The sequence below is a fragment of the Pseudomonas sp. BRG-100 genome, assembly GCF_000737955.1.
GTDB lineage: Bacteria > Pseudomonadota > Gammaproteobacteria > Pseudomonadales > Pseudomonadaceae > Aquipseudomonas > Aquipseudomonas synxantha_A.
Window position 1 is genome coordinate 5665988 of record NZ_JPRX01000001.1, and the last position, 16924, is coordinate 5682911.

At 58.2% G+C, this 16924-nt stretch carries 11 protein-coding genes; 4 read left to right on the forward strand and 7 right to left on the reverse strand.

The window, feature by feature from the left end; all coding sequences use genetic code 11:
• Positions 1-8 precede the first annotated feature (8 nt).
• Together JH25_RS02355 and JH25_RS02350 are read right to left on the reverse strand one after the other, a co-directional pair.
• Positions 9-1616 carry a carboxyl transferase domain-containing protein gene (locus JH25_RS02355; protein ID WP_032880566.1) on the reverse strand — a complete coding sequence of 536 codons (1608 nt, stop codon included), beginning with the start codon at positions 1614-1616 and terminating at the stop codon, positions 9-11.
• An 11-nt stretch (positions 1617-1627) separates the two neighbouring features.
• On the reverse strand, positions 1628-2791 hold the full coding sequence (locus JH25_RS02350; protein WP_005789212.1) for an isovaleryl-CoA dehydrogenase: 1164 nt from the start codon (positions 2789-2791) through the stop codon (positions 1628-1630).
• Positions 2792-2942: 151 nt separating this feature from the next.
• On the opposite strand from JH25_RS02350, the gene JH25_RS02345 reads away from it, so the two are divergent.
• Positions 2943-4580, forward strand: coding sequence for an AMP-binding protein (locus tag JH25_RS02345; RefSeq protein ID WP_032880567.1), 1638 nt, complete (start codon positions 2943-2945; stop codon positions 4578-4580).
• 99 nt (positions 4581-4679) lie between these two features.
• On the forward strand, positions 4680-9395 hold the full coding sequence (locus JH25_RS02340; protein ID WP_236648077.1) for an NEL-type E3 ubiquitin ligase domain-containing protein: 4716 nt from the start codon (positions 4680-4682) through the stop codon (positions 9393-9395).
• A 548-nt stretch (positions 9396-9943) separates the two neighbouring features.
• On the opposite strand, the gene JH25_RS02335 is transcribed toward JH25_RS02340, so the two are convergent.
• The 3 genes from JH25_RS02335 to JH25_RS02325 form a co-directional block, all read right to left on the reverse strand.
• A complete protein-coding gene (locus JH25_RS02335) occupies positions 9944-10843 on the reverse strand; it encodes a hydroxymethylglutaryl-CoA lyase (RefSeq protein WP_032880569.1) in 900 nt (299 codons plus the stop codon).
• Positions 10844-10859: 16 nt separating this feature from the next.
• On the reverse strand, positions 10860-11252 hold the full coding sequence (locus JH25_RS02330; RefSeq protein ID WP_005789203.1) for a MerR family transcriptional regulator: 393 nt from the start codon (positions 11250-11252) through the stop codon (positions 10860-10862).
• 115 nt (positions 11253-11367) lie between these two features.
• The gene (locus JH25_RS02325; RefSeq protein WP_032880570.1) at positions 11368-12303 is read right to left on the reverse strand and encodes a LysR family transcriptional regulator; all 936 of its coding nucleotides are present in this window, start codon (positions 12301-12303) and stop codon (positions 11368-11370) included.
• Positions 12304-12453: 150 nt separating this feature from the next.
• On the opposite strand from JH25_RS02325, the gene JH25_RS02320 reads away from it, so the two are divergent.
• Positions 12454-13683, forward strand: coding sequence for an acyl-CoA dehydrogenase (locus JH25_RS02320; protein ID WP_005789200.1), 1230 nt, complete (start codon positions 12454-12456; stop codon positions 13681-13683).
• A gap of 119 nt (positions 13684-13802) precedes the next feature.
• On the opposite strand, the gene JH25_RS02315 is transcribed toward JH25_RS02320, so the two are convergent.
• A complete protein-coding gene (locus tag JH25_RS02315) occupies positions 13803-15134 on the reverse strand; it encodes a substrate-binding domain-containing protein (protein WP_032880571.1) in 1332 nt (443 codons plus the stop codon).
• Between the two features lie 153 nt (positions 15135-15287).
• The gene (gene xthA, locus JH25_RS02310) at positions 15288-16100 is read right to left on the reverse strand and encodes an exodeoxyribonuclease III (protein WP_032880573.1); all 813 of its coding nucleotides are present in this window, start codon (positions 16098-16100) and stop codon (positions 15288-15290) included.
• A gap of 168 nt (positions 16101-16268) precedes the next feature.
• Between xthA and JH25_RS02305 the strand changes: the two genes are divergently transcribed.
• Positions 16269-16919: a GNAT family N-acetyltransferase gene (locus JH25_RS02305; RefSeq protein ID WP_005789194.1), complete on the forward strand. Its 651-nt coding sequence runs from the start codon at positions 16269-16271 to the stop codon at positions 16917-16919.
• Positions 16920-16924: the final 5 nt, after the last annotated feature.

Here is a 16924-nt window from a genome sequence, read left to right on the forward strand (position 1 = left end):
AGCTCCATTTACATGCGGAACACGCCGAAGCGGCTCGGCTCGATGCGGGCGTTCAGTGCGGCGGACAAGGCCAGGGCCAGTACGTCGCGGGTCTGCAGCGGGTCGATGACACCGTCATCCCACAAGCGCGCGCTGGAGTAGTAGGGATGGCCCTGGGTTTCATACTGGTCGAGGATCGGCTGCTTGATGGCGGCTTCCTCCTGCGCACTAAAACCGCTGCCTGCGCGCTCAGCCTGCTCGCGCTTGACTTGTACCAGCACCCCGGCGGCCTGTTCGGCGCCCATCACGCCAATGCGTGCGTTGGGCCACATCCACAAGAAGCGCGGGTCATAGGCGCGGCCGCACATCCCATAGTTACCGGCGCCAAAACTGCCACCGATGATCACGGTGAACTTCGGCACCCTGGCGCACGCCACCGCCGTGACCAGCTTGGCACCATGTTTGGCGATGCCGCCGGCTTCGTATTTCTGGCCGACCATAAAGCCTGTGATGTTTTGCAGGAACAGCAGGGGGATCCCACGCTGGCAGGCCAGTTCGATAAAGTGCGCGCCTTTCTGCGCGGCCTCGGCGAACAGGATGCCGTTGTTGGCCAGGATCGCAATCGGGTAGCCATGCAAGTGCGCAAAGCCGCAGACCAACGTTGTCCCGAACAACGCCTTGAACTCGTCGAACACCGAAGCGTCCACCAACCGCGCGATGACTTCGCGCACATCGAACGGCTGCTTGGCATCCGCCGGAATCACGCCGTACAGCTCTTCGCTGCTGTACAGCGGTGCCACGGGCGGGCGCTGCAGCAACTCACCTTGTTTGCGCCAATTGAGGTTGGCCACGCTGCGCCGGGCCAGCGCCAGGGCGTGTTCGTCGCTGTCGGCGTAGTGGTCGGCCACGCCGGAGATCTTGCAGTGCACATCGGCGCCGCCGAGGTCTTCGGCGCTGACCACCTCACCGGTGGCCGCCTTCACCAGCGGCGGGCCCGCAAGGAAAATGGTGGCTTGCTGGCGCACCATGATTGCTTCATCGGCCATCGCCGGCACATAGGCGCCGCCGGCGGTACATGAACCCATCACCACGGCGATCTGCGGGATGCCCTGGGCGCTCATGTTGGCCTGGTTGAAGAAGATCCGCCCGAAGTGTTCGCGGTCGGGGAATACCTCGTCCTGGCGTGGCAGGTTGGCGCCGCCGGAATCCACCAGGTAGATGCACGGCAGACGATTCTGCTCGGCGATGGTTTGGGCGCGCAGGTGCTTTTTCACTGTCAGTGGGTAGTAGGAACCGCCTTTGACCGTGGCATCGTTGGCGACGATCATGCACTCCACGCCTTCCACACGGCCGATTCCGGCAATCACGCCAGCCGCCGGTACGTCTTCGCCATACACCTGATGAGCCGCCAGTTGGCTGAGTTCAAGAAACGGCGAACCCGGGTCGAGCAAGCGATTGATGCGCTCCCGGGGCAGCAGCTTGCCGCGCGAGGTGTGGCGTTCCTGGGCCTTGGCACCGCCACCCTGTTGCACGTGGGCAAGCAGGGTATGCAGGGCGTCGACCTGTGCAAGCATCGCCGCGCTATTGGCGGCAAATTCCGCCGAGCGCGGGTTGAGTTGGGTATGCAGGGTGGCCATGACGCGCTCCTTCAGCGGGTTTCGTTGAACAGTTCGCGACCGATCAACATCCGCCGAATCTCACTAGTGCCAGCGCCGATTTCATACAGCTTGGCGTCACGCAACAGGCGCCCGGCGGGGAATTCGTTGATATAGCCGTTGCCGCCCAGGATCTGGATCGCATCCAGAGCCATCTGCGTGGCGCGCTCGGCGCTGTACAGGATCACACCGGCGGCATCCTTGCGCGTAGTCTCGCCGCGCTCGCAGGCTTGGGCCACGGCGTAGAGGTAGGCGCGGCTGGCGTTGAGCTGGGTGTACATGTCGGCAACCTTGCCCTGGATCAGCTGGAATTCGCCAATGCTCTGGCCGAACTGCTTGCGGTCGTGGATGTAGGGCACGATCAAATCCATGCACGCCTGCATGATCCCGGTAGGGCCGCCGGAGAGCACCACGCGCTCGTAATCCAGGCCGCTCATCAGTACTTTCACGCCGCCATTGAGCACGCCGAGGATGTTTTCCTCCGGTACTTGCACGTCATCAAAAAACAGCTCGCAGGTATTGGAGCCGCGCATGCCCAGCTTGTCGAACTTGTTGCTGCGACTGAAGCCTTTCCAGTCGCGCTCGACGATGAAGGCTGTGATGCCGTGGGGGCCTTTTTCCAGGTCGGTCTTGGCGTAGATCACATAGGTATTGGCGTCGGGGCCGTTGGTGATCCAGGTCTTGCTGCCGTTGAGTACGTAGTGGTCGCCGCGTTTGTCGGCGCGCAGTTTCATCGAGACCACATCGGAGCCGGCATTCGGCTCGCTCATGGCCAGGGCGCCGATGTGCTCGCCGCTGATCAGCTTGGGCAGGTACTTGAGTTTCTGTTCGTGGTTGCCGTTGCGATTGATCTGGTTGACGCACAGGTTGGAGTGCGCACCGTATGACAGCGCCACCGAGGCCGAGCCGCGGCTGATTTCTTCCATGCTCACTACATGGGCCAGGTAACCCAGGCCGGCGCCGCCGTATTCTTCCGGCACGGTGATGCCCAGCAGGCCCATGTCCCCGAACTTGCGCCACAGGTCGGCGGGGAACAGGTTATCGATGTCGATCTGCGCCGCACGCGGTGCGACTTCCTTGGCCACAAAGGACTGCACCTGGTCGCGCAGCATGTCGATGGTTTCGCCGAGGGCGAAGTTCAGGGACGGGTAACTCATGGGCAGGCACCTTAATGTCAGCTTTGTTGTTGTGTGGGTTGGGCGCAGGAGGAGGGCGCTCACCTTTACGTTAACGTAAGCTTGCGTTGCGGTGCTGTCAATCGTAGTTTACGTTTACGTCAACCTACAAAAAAGACAACAAGGGGTCGTTATGGATCAACCGAATCAGAGCTACAGCCGTGGCTCTCAGGACAAGCGCTTGCTGGCCATGACCATAGGCCAGGCATTCGATCAAACCGTCGCGCAGTATCCCGGTGGCGAAGCCTTGGTGGTTCGCCATCAGCAGCGGCGCTACACCTGGCGGCAACTGGCCGAGACGGTTGATCTGCATGCACGGGCGTTCCTCGCCTTGGGTATGCAGATCGGTGACCGCCTGGGTATCTGGGCGCCCAATTGCGCCGAATGGCTGATCTGCCAAGTGGCAAGCGCTAAGCTCGGTGTGATCCTCGTCAATATCAACCCGGCCTATCGCAGCAGTGAGCTGGATTACGTACTCAAGCAATCCGGCTGCCAATGGCTGGTGTGCGCCGGTTCGTTCAAGAGCTCCGATTACCACGCCATGCTCCAGGCATTGAAGCCTGAGCTGCGCGGCCTCATCAGTCTCGATCCCAGCCCGCCGCCTGAATTCATGCCTTGGTCGCAACTGTCGGCCCTGGGCGCCGGAGTTAGCCCCGAGCAACTGCAAAGCCGGCAGACTAGCCTGCACTTCGACCAACCCGTGAATATCCAATACACCTCCGGCACCACCGGTTTCCCCAAGGGTGCCACCCTCAGTCACCACAATATCCTCAATAACGGTTACATGGTCGGCGAAAGCCTGGGCTTGACCGCGCAGGACTGCCTGGTCATCCCGGTGCCGCTGTATCACTGCTTCGGCATGGTGATGGGTAACCTCGGTTGCATCACCCACGGCACCACCATGATCTATCCCAATGACGGTTTCGACCCGCTGCTGACATTGACTGCCGCCGCCGAAGAACGAGCCACCGGCCTGTATGGCGTGCCGACCATGTTTATCGCCATGCTTGATCACCCAGGCCGGGCCGGGTTCGACTTGGCCAGCCTGCGCACCGGTATCATGGCCGGGGCGACATGCCCGATCGAAGTCATGCGCCGGGTCATCAACGAACTGCACATGCGCGAAGTGCAAATTGCCTACGGCATGACCGAAACCAGCCCCGTGTCGCTGCAAACCGGGGCGGATGACGATATAGAACGGCGCGTCACCACGGTGGGCCGCACCCAACCGCAACTGGAGACCAAGATTGTCGATGATGCCGGCAACACCGTGGTGCGCGGCGTGATCGGTGAACTATGTACGCGCGGCTACAGCGTGATGCTCGGTTACTGGAACAACCCCGACGGCACCCGCGAGGCAATCGATGAGGCCGGCTGGATGCACACCGGCGACCTGGCAACCATGGACGAGCACGGCTACGTCTGCATTGCCGGGCGTAACAAGGACATGATTATTCGCGGGGGCGAGAACGTGTACCCGCGTGAGCTGGAAGAGTTTTTCTTCACCCACCCGGCAGTGGCCGATGTGCAGATCATCGGTATTCCGGATGAGCGTTACGGTGAAGAAATCGTCGCCTGGATCAAGTTTCATCCCGGCCATGTGGCCAACGAGCTGGAACTGTCGAGCTGGTGCAAGGACCGCATCGCCCACTTCAAGACGCCCAGGTACTTCAAGTTTGTGGACGAGTTTCCGATGACGGTGACGGGCAAGATCCAGAAATTTCGCATGCGCGAGATCAGCATTGAGGAGTTGGCGTCTGCCCGAGAATGAGCCGTGGGGCGCTTTGTAGCGCGGGCTAGCTGAATACCACCGTTTGAAGCGCGAACGATCGCACATTGATCGTTTGTTCCTTCAAATGGAGTTTGGTAAATGAGTGAGCTTGATCAACCTGGCAGCAGTCAATCAACGGCGGTGCAGAGCGTTCATGCACGGGTGATACAGGACCGGTTGCCGTCCTGGTACGGCGCCGCCGACCTTAAGCGCAAAAAGGAGTTTTCTGAAACGCAGTTCGCGATGCCCGAATGGTATAAAAACTTGTCGTCGGGGAAAAAGTTGAAGCTGAGTGATGCTTACATCCGCAGCTTTAATTCGCTGAATAGACTGGATCACAGTTTTAATGGGCTTAAAGGGGTTGTGGATTTTGCCGAACCACTTTTAGTGGCGGCCATGAAAGAAAAATTCGGTGGGCGTCACAATGTAAGGCAGCTATTTTTTGCCACTGAAAAGTTGATGCCGGCTGATCGCTCTAAAGTCTTTGGGCGAGAGGCATCATGTTATTGCTATTACGAAGGTGTTAGTCTGCTTGAGGCGGCATTAAAGAACTTTGCGATAGAAGATACCCTTGAGGTGGCCGATCAGAACGCCAGGCTTATCACTCAGTATGATTTTCATCGACAATCGCCCTCTTATACGTTCAATCATACACAAACGCTCGGCGGTAGAGTCTCGATACAACCTCATTTGTTTGCCAGCCTGTGCCGAGAATTGGATTTGGGTACGCAATACTTGAGGCATGTCGAGTCGTTTATCTGTCCCGAAGACACACCCAACTTTGCAGCGGGCACCGCCACCAAGACCATGCGTAATCGCATGTTGAATTCGGCCAGGTATCAGTTCCTGTTCGCCGCCGAGGTAGCGCTTGGGTGCGGGGATATTCAAGAAGACACCTACCAGGTGATGCGGAAAACAGCGGATAACCATCAGGAATTAAAGTGGCGAGAGAAAACACTCACTTATTCGGGACTTAAGTTGCTTGGGCAGCCCCTGGCGCAAATTGTTGTTATAGGTAATGTCAATGTGCAAGTTGCTCATCGCAGCCTGGTGTTCATGAATGAGCCTTGTGTGGTGTTCATTCCAGGAGATCCTGTTTGTATGTTGAAGGAATACTCGAGTTTGACAAGCTTCAAACTTGATTTGGTTGAGCGATTGTGCCTGGTAAGTTATCGAAGGTTTTTTAGTCAGTTCATACCCTACGAGCAACAAGGTGTATTTTTTACAAAGCTCAAGCGGCATCTTGATCCCTCCGGTAAATTTTCTGAACGTGAAGATTATGATTCTGACAAAAAGGATCTCAGGGGCGTCACCGCTTCTTATGGGGGGCGTTTTTCGGTGTTGTGGCGCGAACACGCTTGGCAAAAAGCCAATCTAATACTGAGGAATGCGCAAGCGATGGCCGTTTCCAATGATGCGGCGGATCAGCGGGCACGTAATGCCTGGTTGGTGAAAATGGGCAGCATGGCTTTGAATGTATTGAATGTTGCAGTTTTTATTTTCCCCGAGCTGGCTCCCGTGATGCTCGCAATTGGGGCAGCGCAAATGTTATGGGAAGTCGCATCGGGAATAGCGGCGTGGGACGAAGGGGACACAAAAGCGGCATGGGCCCACGTTTCGGCCATTGCCTTTAATGTATCTACGGCGGCGGTGGGGGCCAAGTTGTTTCCGCTGGTCAAGACGGCATTTGTTGAAAGCCTGGCCCACGTTCGTTGCCCCGATGGCAATATCCGTCTGTATTCTCCTGACCTGAGGCCTTATCAGCGCCAGGTCACAATGCCTGATGGTCTCACGGCCAATGAAGACGGATTGTTTGAACATGAAGGGGGGTTATACCTGCGGGAAAAAAATAACACGCATTACTTGGTGGAGCGGATGGGTGCCAGCAATGACTTTAAAATCCTGCATCCGGACAACCCGGCGGCTTATACCCCAAAGGTAAGCCGTACGGGCGCCGGGGCGTGGGCACATGAGCACGAGAACCCGATGACATTGACCGGGCCGCAGTTGATGCAGCGGTTGGGCCCGATGGCAGAGCGTTTTGCCAATGAGCCTCTTAAGCTCGAACGCATAGTGCAAATGACTGCAACGGAAGTGGACACTCTACGTAAGATACATACAGACCAGGCAGCACTGCCCGCGCTACTGACCGATACCTTGAAGCGACTTGAAATGGATAATGTCGTGGCAGAGGAAGTTTCCACTGTCAGGGCTTCACAGAGAGCGGCGTATCAATCTGACCTTTTCAGCCAGCGCTACGCCGCCGCCGAGGGTGGAGAAAGCGCGACAGTAAGGTTTATCAAACGCTTATTCCCTTCTCTACCCTCGGCGGTTGTCGAGGAACTGTTGAACGGTGCCAACTCCTCCGAAATGCAAGCGCTCACCGAGCGCCAACGTATGCCGCAGAACTTGGCTGAAGAGGCCCGTCATTATCAGCAGCAGGTGCGTTTGGCGCGAACGTATGAAGGGTTATACCGAAAAACCCTGGCCAATGACGACACGCAACGCATGGTGCTGCACAGTCTGGATAAACTTCCTGGTTGGCCATCAGACCTGCGCATTGATGTTGTCGAACGGCTGCCGGGTGGAGAGCGCCTACTGGATTCGGTGGGGCCAGAGAATGCGGCGGTCAAGCGTCGTTTCATCAAGTTCGGTCCCAAGAACCTTTATGAGGTACAGGACGAAAAAATCGCGGTATTGAACCATCAGGCGGACATCTATGGGGCTGTACAGTCAGCAGTTTCGCCTGAGGATTGGAGGGCGATGAACCTGACGGCCTCTGATCGCGGCGCGAGTCTGAAACAGGCACTGGAGCAAATGCCGCTGATGCCTCGCGATGAACTGCGTGCGTTGCTGCGCATGCAGCCTGCCAAACCACGCTACAAACCGCCAATGCGCCTTGCCGATGGACGCTTTGGTTATCCATTGAGCCCGGTAGGCGGTGCGGGTCGTCGACCTTATGCATGTGAAAGGGCAGCGTTAGACCTTTATCCGTCAATGTCCATCGCGCAGGTGGATCAGATACTGGGGCTAGAGGGCGTCAACGATATTGAATTTATGGCAAAAATGGATTTTCTCAAAGACGAGTTCAAGCAACTCAATACAGACTTGGACGCCTGGCGGGCCGACGGTGATAGCCAGCAACGCAGGACGCGTGGCCGGGTCGTCGTTGCCATCAAAGATGCATGGCAGCGTCGGTCGCCGCAACAGGCCATGGCCGCCGAGCAAGAGCACATGGCGTACATCCTGCGCTTGGCTGATGAGCAACCCGGTGAGTTACCGGCGATTACGGCGAACATGGACCATGTGGACTGTTTGGATTTATCCAGAATGTACCTTTCGGATGCGTCCTTGCCCTTCTTGCGCGCATTCGGCGGTTTGCGCTGGTTGGATATCAGCTCTAGCAACTTCACGCAGCTGCCGGAGTTTGCCAACGGTGGAGCGGGTTTGACCTGGCTCGATATGAGCAGTAACGACATTCGGTTGACGAGGCAAAGCCAGGCGCATCTCGAAGGCATGCAGCGTTTGACCGTACTTAACCTCTCCCATAACCGTCAGTTGGGATGGGCCGCCGATCTGAGCAACATGCGTGACTTGAACAGGCTGAATCTGGCGAATACCGGAACGACAACGTTCCCCAGAGGCGCCGAACGCCTGCATAACCTGAACCGGATCGATCTGCACACAAACGCGATTACTCAGCTGCCCGAGTACGCCGTTGAGAATCCGGACCGAATCAACGTGCATGAAAATCCTGTGTCGCAAGTAGTCCTTACCGATGACCACGTCACCCTGGCTGAGGCGCGCAGGTTGTGGCTGCACGATTCCCCCCCAGCCATGCAGGCCGGTCGCGGCGAAATGTGGGACCAGCTCAGTTCCAGTCCCGAGGCGGCGGCATTTTTTACCGTGGTGGCGGACACAACCCGTTGTGCAGAGTACAAATCCGGGGTTACCCGGCCGCAACTGGCGGAGCGCGTTTGGGACATGATTGGGGCCGTCCATGAGAACCAACACACTCGCGATGTATTGTTTAAATCAGCTGATGATCGCGTTACCTGTGGTGACGGGAGTGTGCTGGAGTTCATGAACATGGAAACTGATCTGCTGGTGGAAAAATTGCTTGAGAGGGTTGGAGAGTATGAAGTTGAGGCGACCTTGATTGGCACCGCAGAGCGACTATTTCGCCTGAAGTTGGTAGATATCATCGCTGAGCGTGACGTCGAGTCGCGCGGGCCGGCCTTCACCGAGCAGGCCGAAGTCATCTTTGCTTATCGCTCCGGCTTGGCGCAGCGACTGGATTTGCCGATCAAATCCCTTGAAATGCTCCATCGCCCTATCGCGGGTGTGGCCCCGGAGACTCTTGATGCTGCCTATGTACAAGTGCTTGAGGGCGAAAAAAACATCAGTGAAAAAAGTCATTTTTTTGTGGACATGGAATTTTGGAGAAACCAACTTCGCGCCCAATACCCACAGGACCTCAGCACCCTGACGATGGCCGATTTTGAGGTGGTAACCGAGAAGCAAGAGGCGTTGGAAAAGGTGGTAGATCTGCAGAACACACAGGATGACCTTGTAGAGCAGGATGCAAAGAAGGCTTGGCAGCTAGAGTACGAGACAGCGGTTAACAGAGTTGCCAGCCTGCTGGGTAAGAGCCGGGATCAAATTCTGGCCGATGGGTCAATGACCAGTGGTTTCTATAACCAGGAAATGAAACAACTGAGGGCGCAGCGACAAGCCAAGGAAACAGCTGCGCTGCGGGCTTTGACGGTTACTGTGCTTAACCAATTTTCGACGAAGAAGGTGGCATCCGCCTAAGTCACATAAGTGCAAGCAGCACAAAGGGGACCCGAAGGTCCCCTTTAATTTGTCGTTGCGTGCTCTTTTCTTATTATTGAGGGGCGGCCTGTTGTTGTTTTTGGTAGCCGTGGCCCGTACCGCTATTTTTGGCGACCCCCATCCGGGGTCAAGAGCAAACGTATTTTTTTGAGCGCTGACCTGCTTCTTCGTAAACGATCCAACCAGTGGTAGCTACCTGAGGTAGTTTTATTTTTCTCTATCCGGTTGCGGGTTGCGGCATGCCGTACCCTGCGAAGCACATCTTCTCCAAAAAAATCTGTTAGCTGCGTCTCTGCCGTGTTGTTTTTGTTATGTCAGAGTCGTTTCGTCTTGTTTTTATTAGGTTTGGCGCTTTTTATTCTTGTTATGCCATAGAGATAGCAGGAGCCGTGCCAACTTTTTAAATTCGTTTAAAATCATGTATTTAGTATTTTTCGGGCAAATAGTTTTGCCTAGGCATGACGAATTATGTTCCCGCGTTACCCGTTGTGCAGGTGTGCGGTAACACATTGTCACAGCTGTGCTACTCAACTGGCGTTACGCACCTTCGCAACACGGGACCCGCTAGGTCGACCAAGGACGTGGCTGATCTGCCGGCCTGCGCCAATCAAGCGTTCCAGGTCGATCCCCGTTTCGATCCCCAAACCGTTGAGCAGGTACAACACGTCTTCGGTGGCCACGTTACCGCTGGCGCCCTTGGCGTAAGGGCAGCCGCCGAGGCCCGCGATAGAGCTGTCGAATACATTTATGCCTTCCAGCAGGCTGGCATAGATATTGGCGATGGCCTGGCCGTAGGTGTCATGGAAATGCCCGGCCAGCTTCTCCCTTGGCACTTGCGCCCCGACCACTTCGAACAGGCGCCGAGTTGCGCCCGCGGTGCCCGTGCCGATGGTGTCACCCAGGGACACTTCATAGCAGCCCATGGCGTACAGCTCACTGGCGACCGCGGCCACTTGCTCCGGGGCGATATCGCCTTCGTATGGGCAGCCCAACACGCACGACACATACCCGCGCACGCTGATGCCGTGCTGTTTGGCCGCGGCCATGATCGGCGCGAATCGCTCCAGGCTTTCGCTGATGGAGCAGTTGATATTGCGCTGGGAAAAAGCCTCGGACGCCGCGGCAAACACCGCAACTTCCTTGACCCCGGCCGCCAGCGCATCCTCAAACCCGCGCAGGTTCGGCGCCAGTGCACCGTAGGTCACGCCGGGCTTGCGCTGGATCTGCGCGAATACCTCAGCCGAACCGGCCATCTGCGGCACCCATTTTGGCGAGACAAAACTGCCGACTTCGATATAGCTCAAGCCCGCTTCGCTCAACGCGTCTACCAACTGGACTTTGTCCGCCACGCTGATGGGCTGGGCTTCGTTCTGCAAACCGTCGCGTGGGCCGACTTCCACCAGGCGCACGTAAGAGGGGAGGGACATGGCAGTTACCTTCTGGTTAATGGCCGGCTTGGCTCATGGTGTGCGCAAGGGCCTGGGTGCAACGCTCTTCGGCGGTGTCCAGTTCCAGCTTCATTTGTTCGATATCCAGCAGTTGCTGTTCCAACTGTTCGCGGCGTTCGGCGATCTTCGCCAACATGCTGTTGAGCTGGATCTGGTTGCCGCCGCTGGGGTCGTAGAGTTCGATCAGTTCGCGGCATTCGGCCAGGGAAAAGCCGATGCGCTTGCCCCGCAGGATCAGCTTGAGGCTGACTTTGTCCCGCGCCGAGTAGATACGCTCCTGGCCCCGACGTTCCGGGGCCAGTAGGCCTTGTTCTTCATAGAAGCGAATGGCGCGGGTGGTGATGTCGAGCTCGCGGGCGAGGTCGGAGATGCTGTAGGTGGTGCTCATGGCGGTGCTCAAGAAAGGCTTGGCGCTAAGCTAATTGCAGGTTGACGTGAACGTCAAGGGGCGCTGCGCGTGCCATCGGGGGCAAGCCCCCTACCACAATGGGTATTCTTGAACCTTAGGATTGCTGTTTGTCGAGCTTCTTTTCGTGGGCGGTGACTTGCTGGCACAACTCGATCATCTGCTCACGCATCCAGCGGTTCGCCGGGTCCTGGTCGGTGCTTTCATGCCAGTACAGGTGGGTTTCCACCGGTGGCACGTCGTTGACCGGCAGGTTGAACCAGTGCAGTTCATGGCGACGAGCGAAGCGTTCGGGCACGGTCATGACCATGTCGGTCTGCTGCAACACTTGCGAAGCCATCAGGTAGTGCTGCGAGCGCAGGGCGATCTTGCGCTGGATGCCCATTTTGCCCAGCGCCAAGTCCACATGGCCCAAGCCATTGCGACGGCTGGAGATATGGATGTGGGTCAATGACAGGTAGTCATCCAGGCTGAATTTGTCCTTGCCTGCCATGGGGTGACCCTTGCGCATGGCGCACACGTAGCGGTCTTCCATCAATTTGACATGGCGCACCTGCGGGTCGGTGTTGAGCGGCGCATCCACGGCAAAATCCAGGCGCCCGGCGGCCAGTTCCTTGGTGGTCTCACGGCGCTTGGACAGGAAACTCTCGATCACCACGGTCGGCGCCAGGCGGCGCAGGCGCTGGAACAATAACGGCAGAATCACCGCTTCAGTGAGGTCGGTCATGCTGATGCGGTAGGTCTTGGCGGCCTGCTGGGGATTGAAAATCCGGCTTTCCTGCACCGACACGCGCAGCAACGACAGCGCATTGCGCACCGGGCCGATGATGTTCTGCGCCATCGGTGTGGGCACCATGCCTTGGGCGGTGCGCACAAACAGCGGGTCGTTGAAGGTTTCGCGCAGACGTGCCAGGGCGTTGGACACCGCCGGCTGGGTGATGCCGACGATCTGCCCGGCGCGGGTCAGGTTGGCTTCGGTATAGATCGCATCAAAGACGATGAAGAGGTTGAGGTCGACCTTGCTCAAATTCATTTCGTTGCGCTCTTATTGTGAGTGTCCATGCGCCGATCATATATCGGTGATGAATGTTAATACACGCCGAGAATAGGCTAGGTAAATTATCAGCGCTGTTCTAGCATCGAATACATGACCTAAACAACCTCTCAAAGAAGGGAGCTGCTCATGGATTTCGCCTATTCGCCCAAGGTTCAGGAACTGCGTGAGCGCGTCACCGCGTTCATGGACGCATACGTCTATCCGGCCGAGCCGGTGTTTGAGCGCCAAGTCAGCGAAGGTGATCGCTGGCAGCCCACGGCCATCATGGAAGAACTCAAGGCCAAGGCAAAAGCGGAGGGCTTGTGGAACCTGTTCCTGCCGGAATCCGAGCTGGGCGCTGGCTTGACTAACCTTGAGTACGCGCCGCTCGCGGAAATCATGGGGCGTTCGTTATTGGGCCCGGAGCCGTTCAACTGCTCCGCTCCCGACACCGGCAATATGGAAGTGCTGGTGCGCTACGCCAACGAAGAGCAGAAACAACGCTGGCTTGAACCACTGTTGCGGGGAGAGATTCGCTCCGCCTTCGCCATGACCGAGCCCGATGTCGCTTCTTCGGATGCCACCAACATGGCCGCCCGCGCCGAACGCCAGGGCGATGAGTGGGTGATCAACGGCAAGAAATGGTGGACCTCCGGCGCCTGTGACCCGCGTTGCAAAATCCTGATCTTCATGGGCTTGAGCAACCCGGATGCGCCGCGCCATCAGCAGCACTCGATGATTCTGGTGCCGGTAGACACCCCCGGCGTGAAAATCGTGCGCCCGTTGCCGGTGTTCGGATACGACGATGCCCCCCATGGCCACGCCGAGGTGCTGTTCGACAACGTGCGCGTGCCGTATGAGAACGTCTTGCTGGGGGAAGGTCGTGGTTTCGAAATCGCCCAGGGCCGCCTTGGCCCGGGCCGTATCCACCACTGCATGCGCTCCATCGGCATGGCTGAGCGTGCCCTGGAATTGATGTGCAAACGCTCGGTGAGCCGCACCGCGTTCGGCAAGCCGCTGGCCCGTCTGGGCGGCAATATCGACAAGATTGCCGACTCACGCATGGAAATCGACATGGCGCGCCTGCTGACCCTGAAAGCGGCGTACATGATGGACACCGTGGGCAATAAAGTGGCGAAAAGCGAAATCGCCCAGATCAAGGTGGTGGCGCCGAATGTGGCCTTGAAGGTGATCGACCGTGCGATCCAGATCCATGGCGGCGCCGGGGTTTCCAATGATTTCCCGCTGGCCTATATGTACGCCATGCAACGTACCCTGCGCCTGGCGGATGGCCCGGACGAAGTGCACCGCGCGGCGATCGGCAAGTTCGAGATTGGCAAGTATGTGCCGCGGGAGATGATGCGCGGCGGGCAGTAACACCGCGTCACCTCTATCGAGAGCAAGCCCCTCCCACATTTTGACTATATTCACAAATCCAAGTGTGGGAGGGGGCTTGCCCCCGATGAGGCCAGTCCAAGCACCTCAAACTCCAAGGCTCAGTACACCCAAACCTCCACCCGCCGATTCTTGATCCTACCTTCGTCCGCGGTATTCGCCGCCACCGGCATCTGGGCGCCAAACCCGCGAATATCCTTGAGCACCACGCCGCTCTTTGCCAGCTCGCGGCGCACCGCCATCGCCCGTAACTTCGACAGCAACGCCGCACGTTGCGGATCGTTCTTGGTATCGCCAAAGCCCACCAGCGTGACCTGCTTGTTCAGCTTGCCGTGGCTTTTGATATAGGCCACCACCCGCTGCAAATCCTGGCGTGCCTTGTTGTCGAGGCTGGCGCTACCCTCTTCGAAGCGAAAATTTACCGTCAGGCGCTGAGCGTCGCGGGCGATGGCCTGGTAGTCGTCAGGCATTGACGGGCGAGGTGTCACGCCGATCGCCTGTACCTGCTGGGCGATAAACCCATTGGCCGCCACAATCGCTTGGCCTTTATTGGATTGGGTAAAGTCCACCAACGCCTTGGCCCACGGATTGCGGGAGGAGGGCGGCAGATAAAAGAACAGCCGTCGCGACAGCGGGTAATCTTCGGTGGCGATGAGGCTGGTCAGCGGCAACATCGGTTGCGAGGCGCCATCGGCAATCGCCACTGCTTTAGCCTGACGCACATAGGGCAGGCCGATAAAGCCGATACCCTGGGGGTCCTGGCTGACTGCGTCGGACAGTTGTTCGCTGGATTCGAAACGCTTGGCTGACGGCGCGAGCGGCTGCTGACGTCGGCTCAACACCAGTTCCCTGAAGGTGTCGTAGGTGCCGGACTGATCATCACGGGCATATAAATGAATGGCACCGCCACTCCCGCCCAACGCCTCCCAGGTGCTGACTTCGCCGTTGAAGATCTGGGCCAACTGCTCGGTGTCAAGCGTATTGAGTGGGTTGCGTGGGTTAACAATGATCGCCAGGCCATCAATGGCGATGACCTGTTCGGCATCGGGGCTTTTCAGGTCACCCAGAGGTTCAAGGTCCACCAGCTCGCCGTCCTTGATCGGGCGGGACGCGGCGGCGAGGTCGGCGCGGGTATTTTTCAGCGCGGCAAAGCCGGTGCTGGAGCCGTGGGCCGCGACTTCGATGGTCACCGTTTTGCCTTGGCGCGTCGTGCCGACCACGCTCTGTTCATTTGCCCCGGCGCCCGGTTCGCTGCGCACATCCCGTAAGCCTTGATGCTCCATCAAACCCATGACCAACGCCGGGCCGAGTGCCGCGCCAATGGTGTTGGAGCCCTGGATGCGCAGGGCCGGACCTTGGCCGGGAATGGGAAGCGGGGCTGCCACGGCGGGGAGGGCGATCGCAATACACAGGAACAGAACGCGCAGCATCATGCCGGCACCTTCTCAAGCCAAAGGAAGTGCCGCGAGATTAAGTCAGTTGGGTTGCAGCAATGTGACTGATGCATCGCAAGGCTAAATGTGGGAGGGGGCAAGTCGAATCGTCGCACCGCCCCTCCCACATTTAGATCTTCACCAGGCTTGCTATCAGCTCAGTTCCAACCAGATCGGTGCATGGTCCGATGGCTTCTCCAAGCCACGCAAATCGTAATCCACCCCGGCATCCTTGACCCGTGGCACCAGCCCGGTGGACGCCATGATCACATCAATGCGCAGCCCGCGCTTGGGCTCATCCTCAAACCCACGGCTGCGATAGTCGAACCAGCTGAAACGGTCGGTCACGTCCGGGTTGAGGTGGCGGAAGCTGTCCACCAGGCCCCAGTTCTTCAGGCGCTCCATCCACTCGCGCTCCTCCGGCAGGAAGCTGCACTTGCCGGTTTTCAGCCAGCGCTTGGCGTTATCGGCGCCGATACCGATGTCGCAGTCTTGCGGGGAAATGTTCACGTCGCCCATCACCACCAGCGCCTGGTCATTGCTGAACTGGCTTTCCAGCAGGTGCTGCAAGTCTTCATAGAAGCGCTGCTTGGCCGGGAACTTGGTGGGGTGGTCGCGGCTTTCGCCCTGGGGGAAGTAGCCGTTCATGATGGTCACCGGGTGGCCATTTTCATCGGCGAAGGTGCCCCAGATAAAACGACGCTGGGCGTCTTCTTCATCGCTGGCAAAACCTTTGTGCAGGCTCAAGGCCGGCTGGCGCGAGAGCAGGGCCACGCCGTAATGGCCTTTCTGCCCGTGGTAGTACACGTGATAACCCAAAGCCTGCACTTCGGCCAGCGGGAATTGATCATCGTGAACCTTGGTTTCCTGCAGGCCGATCACGTCAGGTTGATGCTTTTCAATCAGCGCCGCCAGCTGATGAGGGCGAGCACGCAGCCCGTTGATATTGAAGGAGACGATTTTCATGGTCGGCAGTCCAGTCTGGCAAAAGGGCGATGCTAGCCGACAAGTCGGACGGGGGCCAGCGTGGCGGTAGGGTGAATGCGCTGCTAATGTCTGGGAACGACTGGAGCTGCACAGGTTCGTACCCATAAGAACGCCATGTTTGAGTGGCGCCCAGGGAGATTGACTGTTATGCCAGACACTTCGACGGCCACTGCCGAAATCCGCCTGCTCAATAGCGGTTATTCCCGTGAAGCGCGATCCCTGCTTTACCAGGCGTATCGCCATGAACCGACCTTCGCCTATATCTTCGAAGCCGAACGGCCGGGTTATGAACAACGGGTGCGCGCCACCGTGCGCGAATTGGTCAAACAGCACTTTTTTCAGAAGCTTCCCGCCATCGGCCTGTTCGTCAACGACCGGCTGATCGGTATCGCCCTGATTGCGCCGCCGCAACGACGCCTGGGCATCACCGAGAGCTGGGCCTGGCAGATCCGCATGTGGCTGAGTACCGGCGTGCGCGGTACCCGGCGTTACCTGGAATACCATCAGGCAGTCCTGGCGTGCCTGCCCAGCGAGGCCGTGCATGTGCTGCCGTTGCTGGGCATTCACCCGCAGTTTCAGGGCCAGCATCATGGTGAGCAACTGCTTGAAGCCGTACACAACTGGTGCGCCGACGATCCGCACTCCTCAGGCGTGGTGCTCGACACCGGCAACTCCCGTTACCTGGATTTCTACAAGCGCCAAGGCTATGAGGAGATCGGTGAAGTCGCCGTAGGGCCGGTGCTGGAGCATGTGTTTTTCCATCCCAATCCCCAGGCGTTACATCCTGCAACGTCTTAGGACAG